Annotated in this window: 4 protein-coding genes; 2 read left to right on the forward strand and 2 right to left on the reverse strand. The window is 60.7% G+C overall.

The features are described from left to right. Positions 1-95: 95 nt before the first annotated feature. Together kdpD and kdpE are read left to right on the forward strand one after the other, a co-directional pair. Complete coding sequence (gene kdpD / locus H7U20_RS05515; protein WP_199518604.1) at positions 96-2,843, forward strand: two-component system sensor histidine kinase KdpD; 2,748 nt, start codon at positions 96-98, stop codon at positions 2,841-2,843. After that, positions 2,836-3,534, forward strand: a complete 699-nt coding sequence (kdpE, locus tag H7U20_RS05520; RefSeq protein WP_199518605.1) for a two-component system response regulator KdpE — start codon at positions 2,836-2,838, stop codon at positions 3,532-3,534. Before kdpD ends, kdpE begins: the two co-directional genes overlap by 8 nt. 17 nt (positions 3,535-3,551) lie before the next feature. Here the strand turns inward: kdpE and H7U20_RS05525 are convergent, their stop codons facing one another. Together H7U20_RS05525 and H7U20_RS05530 are read right to left on the reverse strand one after the other, a co-directional pair. Continuing rightward, positions 3,552-3,851, reverse strand: a complete 300-nt coding sequence (locus tag H7U20_RS05525) for a helix-turn-helix domain-containing protein (RefSeq protein ID WP_199518606.1) — start codon at positions 3,849-3,851, stop codon at positions 3,552-3,554. 159 nt (positions 3,852-4,010) lie between these two features. Then, positions 4,011-6,065: a hypothetical protein gene (locus tag H7U20_RS05530; RefSeq protein ID WP_199518607.1), complete on the reverse strand. Its 2,055-nt coding sequence runs from the start codon at positions 6,063-6,065 to the stop codon at positions 4,011-4,013. Positions 6,066-6,411: the final 346 nt, after the last annotated feature.

A 6,411-nucleotide genomic window follows, 5' to 3' on the forward strand; every position in this document is an offset into this window, starting at 1 on the left:
CCCCCGGCTCTTTGCCCTTGGGTGGTTTGCGCGGTCGTGGCGCCTTGGCTCCCGGCCGGCGCCTTTTTGTACTGGACGAAACCGAACCATGACCCATGTTCCCCACCGATAAGCAGCGCCCCGATCCGGACACCTTGCTGGCCCAGGTGCAGGCGCAGGAACGCAAGGCCGCGCGCGGCAAGCTGCGCATCTACTTCGGCGCCTCGGCCGGCGTGGGCAAGACCTACGCCATGCTGGCGGCGGCGCGCAAATTGCAGGCCGACGGCCAGCGCGTGCTGGTCGGCGTGGTCGAGACGCACGGCCGCAGCGAGACGGCGGCGATGCTGGCCGGGCTGGACGTGCTGGCGCCGAAGCTGGTCGAGTATCGCGGCAAGTCCATCGCCGAGTTCGACATCGACGCCGCGCTGGCGCGCCGCCCGCCGCTGATCCTGATGGACGAGCTGGCCCACAGCAACGCGCCCGGCTCGCGCCATCCCAAGCGCTGGCAGGATGTCGACGAACTGCTCGACGCCGGCATCGACGTGCTCAGCACCGTCAATGTGCAGCACCTGGAGAGCCTGAACGACGTGGTCGGCGGCATCACCGGCATCCGCGTCGGCGAGACCGTGCCCGACACGGTGTTCGACGGCGCCGACGAGGTGGTGCTGGTCGATATTCCGGCCGACGAGCTGCTGGCCCGCCTGAAGAGCGGCAAGGTGTATCAGGCGCAGCAGGCCGAGCGGGCCTCGAAGAACTTCTTCCGCAAGGGGAATCTGATCGCGCTGCGCGAGCTGGCGCTGCGCCGCACCGCCGACCGCGTCGAGGACGACGTGCGCGCCTATCGCGTCGAGCAGTCGATCGCCGGCATCTGGAAGACCGGCGCGGCGCTGCTGGCCTGCGTCGGCCCACGCCCCGGCTGCGAGCACACGGTGCGCAGCGCGGCACGGCTGGCCGGCCAGCTGGGCACCGAGTGGCACGCCATCTACGTCGAAACGCCCGCGCTGCAACGCCTGCCGGCAGCGCAGCGCGAGCAGATTTTGAACACCCTGAAGCTGGCGGGCGACCTGGGCGCCAGCACCGCCGTCCTGTCCGGCGGCGACATCGCCGGCGCCGCCGTCGAGTACGCGCGCAGCCACAACCTGTCGAAGATCGTCATGGCGCGCGGCCATCCCACTTGGCCGTGGCGCAGGCCGCACATCAAGGCTATCGCCAAGCTGGCGCCCGACATCGACCTGATCGAGATCGGCGACGTCAGCACCGGGCCGGCCGCGCCGAAGCCGGCGGCGGCGCAGGATGCGGACGGCGAGTTGGACGCCGGCGACCGCCAACGCCGCCGGTTCGGCTACTTCGGCGCGGTGGCCGCCAGCCTGGCCACGGCGCTGGCCGCCACGCCGCTGCTGGCCTACCTCGACCTGGCCAACATCGCCATGTTGTTCCTGCTGGTGGTGGTGCTGGTGGCGGTGCGCTTCGGCCGTGGCCCGTCGGTGCTGGCCACCTGCGTCTGCGTCGCCTGTTTCGATTTCTTCTTCGTGCCGCCGCGCTTCACCTTCGCCGTCTCCGACTTCCAGTACGTGATCACCTTCGTGGTGATGCTGGCGGTGGGCCTGATCACCGGCCACCTGACCGCCGGCCTGCGCTTCCAGGCGCGCGTCGCCTCGCACCGCGAGGCCCGCTCGCGCGCGCTGTACGAGTTCGCCCGCGAGCTGTCCGGCGCGCTGCAGACCGAGCAGATCTTCGAGACCACGCAAAGCTTCATCCAGCGCGCCTTCCGCGCCCGCTCGGTGCTGCTGGTGCCGGACGACGACGGCCGCCTGCTGCCGCCCGCCGCCACCTTGCCGGGCGGCGCCAAGGCGCAGCTGTCGGTGCTCGACAGCGGCATCGCGCAGTGGTCCTTCGACCACGCCGAGGTGGCCGGCCTGGGCACCGACACGCTGCCGGCCAGCCGCATCTTCTACCTGCCGCTGGTGGCGCCGATGCGCACCCGTGGCGTGCTGGCGATCGAACCGGAGCAGCGCCGCTGGATACTGATCCCGGAACAGCGCCAGCAGCTCGACACCTTCGCCGCCCTGGCCGCCATCGCGCTGGAGCGGGTCCACTACATCGAGGTGGCGCAGAACGCGCTGGTCAACATGGAGTCCGAGCGGCTGCGCAACTCGCTGCTGGCGGCGCTGTCGCACGATCTGCGCACCCCGCTGACCTCCCTGGTCGGCCTGTCCGAGTCGTTGGTCGGCTCGAAGCCGACGCTGGCCGTGGCCCAGCTCGACGTGGCGGCCGCGCTGCACGACGAGGCGCTGCGTATGAGCGCGCTGGTCGCCAACCTGCTCGACATGGCGCGCATCCAGAGCGGCGAGGTCAAGTTCAACCTGCAGTGGCATGCGTTGGAGGAGGTGGTCGGCAGCGCGCTGCGCGCCAGCGGCTCGCAACTCAAGGGCCACCGCATCGCTACCGAGTTGCCGGCCGATCTGCCGCTGGTGCGCTTCGACGCCGTGCTGATCGAGCGGGTGCTGTGCAACCTGCTGGAGAACGCCGCCAAGTACACGCCGGCCGGCTCGCGCATCGTCGTGACGGCGACGCTGCACGGCGTCTGGCTGAATGTGATGGTGGATGATGACGGCCCGGGCCTGCCGCACGGCCGCGAGGAGGCCATCTTCGAAAAATTCACCCGTGGCGAGCGCGAGTCGGCCAAGCCGGGCGTCGGCCTGGGGCTGGCGATCTGCCGCGCCATCATCGAGGCGCATGGCGGCAGCATCCGGGCGGTCGAGTCGCCGGCCGGCGGCGCCGCCTTCGTTTTCACGCTGCCGCTGGGCACGCCGCCGGCCATGCCGGATCTGGACGCCGAACATATTGGACACAACGATGAATGAAACCCTGCCCACCGCCCTGTTGGTGGAAGACGAACCGCAGATCCGCCGCTTCGTGCGCAGCGCGCTGGAGGAGGAGGGCTGGCAGGTCTTCGAGGCCGCCACTTTGCAGCGCGGCCTGATCGACGCCGGCACCCGCAAGCCCGACCTGGTGGTGCTCGACCTCGGCCTGCCCGACGGCGACGGCATCGACTTCATCACCGACCTGCGCAAGTGGTCGGCGGTGCCGGTGATCGTGCTGTCGGCGCGGGTCAACGAGGCCGACAAGATCGCCGCCCTCGACGCCGGCGCCGACGATTATCTGAGCAAGCCTTTCGGCGTCGGCGAACTGCTGGCGCGGGTGCGCGCCACCCTGCGCCGGCAGCGTCAGCCGGCGGCCGACCAGGCCGGCCTGGTGCAGTTCGGCGCCGTCGCGGTGGATTTGCAGAACCGCCGCGTCACGCGCAACGGCGAGAGCGTGCATCTGACGCCGACCGAGTACCGCCTGCTGGCCGTGTTGGTGGCCAACGCCGGCCGGGTGATGACCAACCCGCAGCTGCTGCGCGCCGTGTGGGGGCCGTCGCAGTCGGAGAATGGCCATTACCTGCGCATCTACATGGGCCACCTGCGCCACAAACTGGAGGACGACCCGACCCAGCCGCGCTACCTGCTGACCGAAACGGCGGTCGGTTACCGGCTGCAACTGCCGGCCTGAGGCGGGTAAAGTCGGCCTTAGATAAAGACTGCGGCAGGGACCTGAAAGCGTCCAGCCAGCGCTTTGATTTGTCGAAGATTCAGTTCGCGCTTCCCGCGCAAAATTTCCGACACCACGCCCTGACTACCTATTTCGGGTAGATCGGACTGAGTCAGTTGATGCTGCTCCATCAAAAAACGCAAGGTCACTTTGGGAGCCACCGCCCTGGGCGGATTTTGCAGGTCTTCATAATCGGCGATCAGCGAACCTAAAGTATTAACCAGGTCGGCGAGCGGGGAGCTTTCGTCGGCGCCTCCGGCATCAAGCAACTGGTTCAACACCGTAACGGCTGAGGTAGCAGCCCGCTTTTCGAGAGCAAATACAGGACCGGAATGCGAACATCCGGCCTGCTTTCGCGGTAGATCCGAGTGATTGCTATTGGATGAAACCGGGAAGCCACTCGACGCATCATCAGGCCAAATTCGATGTGGAAAAACTCAAAGCGTATCTACAAAAATCGGATCGTGTGGGACATCGTCAGTCATGTATCCATATCGTTCCACGAGTACCCGTCTAAGTGCCTCGAAATCAGGGGTCTGACTCTTGAAGAAGAGGCGCCAGGTTAAGCAAACAGTGCTGAGTTGCATTTTTAGGTGCATTTCAATTGGAGTTCGTAGCAAGTCTTCCATGGTTAAAAGTGGATCATCCGGGGACTCTCCATGTTCGAATGCAACAACGATTGCCTTCCTGTCTTCAGCCGAACCAGGCCTGTAGTTAGTGTCGACAGGGGCTTTTTTGTTGAGCGCAATATTGGCAATCATAAGGATAATGTGCCAGTCTTTGTAGCCTTGTGCTCGCAACGAACGAACCAGCTCGCGAAACTCAGGCAGTCCATTGAAATACGCAATCGAATGACGTACGGGAGGCAACGCGCGATTATAACGGTTTGAGATTTGTTCCTCCGAGTTGGATTCCGAATACCCCAGTCCAGGCCCTCCTTTCCAGGCCAAGACCTCGGCTTCATGCAAACAAATCGCATCAGGTGAATGCGGCCTTTGAATCTCTATCTTTGCTTTCTCAAATTCGCTTTGGCTGAACTCGTTGAGTAAGTCGTGATAAGGGCGTACTACGAAAGTTTTCGCTTGAAGCCCTTTCTTGAACGATTCTTCAAAAATCGAATTACATTTTTCCCCGGAGAGGAGGCTGCAGCTGGTCAAGATTACTGTGGCAAAAGCTAGTGCCCAAGAATTTAGGTCATCGCTTGAGCTACTCGAAGGGATTTCAAGCTTCCAATTTGAACCCAAGGTGCCGGTTACTTCTTCCAGATCAAACTTGGCAGCCTTGAAGCAACTTGCCTCGATTTTTACCGTCGTAGGCATCAAGTTCAAGTCTTTGTCCGCAAGATCAACTGTGACGATCTGCAAACAGGAAACGAAGCTTTCCACCATTGCGACTGTTTCTGGATCGTTAGTGCAGTGGACTTCCCAGTGTATACCTAGCGCTCGCCAAGCAAACGTTCTGGCTTTTCCTACATCAGAGAACGGGACACCGTCTAATTCAGCGTCGATTCTCTTCCAAAGTTGGTCAGGTTCAGTAGAGTTAATCCAAGTTTCAGCAGACTCGTCATCGGCTAAAACCAAGTCATTGAGATCATCTGGGAGTGGCCAATGTTCTAAGACCTTGAGAAAATGTGCTTCAATTTCCTTGCTTCCCAGTTTCTTATTGCTTTGAAAGATGATCATCGAATGAACAATGATGGACTGGAAGTGGCGGTGCTTTTCGTAGTCCTCAGGGTTGGAGTGGAATTGGTAATGAGCATTGCTAACCAACGATAACAAGTTGATGCAAGTTAGCCATTCGCCACCTTGATAGCAAGTATTGAAGAGCTGGATCAAGGCATCAGGGAAATAGCGCATCAACTTGTCATCATTGTCCTTGTGAACTAAATACGCAGCTGCAAGGGCGTAATATTTCGCTGCCCAGACCAAGTTGATATCAGCATAAAGACGTGACAGCATCAGCATCGAGAGGATTGTTCCTCTAAGTGTTTCTTTGGCAAACCATTTGATTTTTGCGTTGTGCAGCTCGTGGATAGCGCGAATTGGCCGTGACTGGTCCATAAACGCTATCGCCCGATCGCGACACTTTTCCGCTGCGATAAACCCTTGCGAACGGCTGCTAAGGAGTTCATCAAGCTTATCAGTGAGCGGGGAGTATCCTGGCTCATCTCCGATTACGGGGGCAAGTACGGTCATAAGGTCAGAAAGGCGCTCGAGAGGGAAGAGCGGTGCATTTTTGACTTCCGTAAGTAGTCGGTTCCACCACTTAAACGGCTCGTTCCAGTCGACTGAGGGCTGTTCCCCTTTTTGAAACTGCAAAGTCGCTGCGTAAGCGCGATGTGCAAGGAGGTCGCATTTGCCGTTCACGTCTGTCGTTCGCTTCAACAGCTCTTCAACGCGGGCAATTAGCGCGATTGTCCAGGTATGGATCTTCTTAGAGCTATAGTTGAAATGCCCATGAAGAAGTGCGCCAGAGCAGTAGCCTAGTAACACCGAGGCATCTTCGACTTGTTCTACGCCGATGTTGGAGATGTCATTAAAGTCATAGGTTTATACACATCTTTTTTCGCCAATAAAATCAAACACTTACAAAGCACCAGCTGTTGCAGAAACAGCAATCCCGGAGTGCCTGCCCGATGGATTTCCCGTCAACGCACAACGACTTTGCTCAATTTTTAAGCAAAAACACTCAAAAAGTGCGGTTCTTGCGGGCCAGTGCGACGGTCAGAAAAAGATGTGTGTAAACCCACGCCGTTATACACAATTCTTGGTGCTGGCCCGGTCTCGTAATTTTCCCATTGTTTTCGCTGCAACGTAGACCTCTTTCATGCCAAGCCAG

The organism is Rugamonas violacea (genome assembly GCF_016461825.1).
GTDB lineage: Bacteria > Pseudomonadota > Gammaproteobacteria > Burkholderiales > Burkholderiaceae_D > Rugamonas.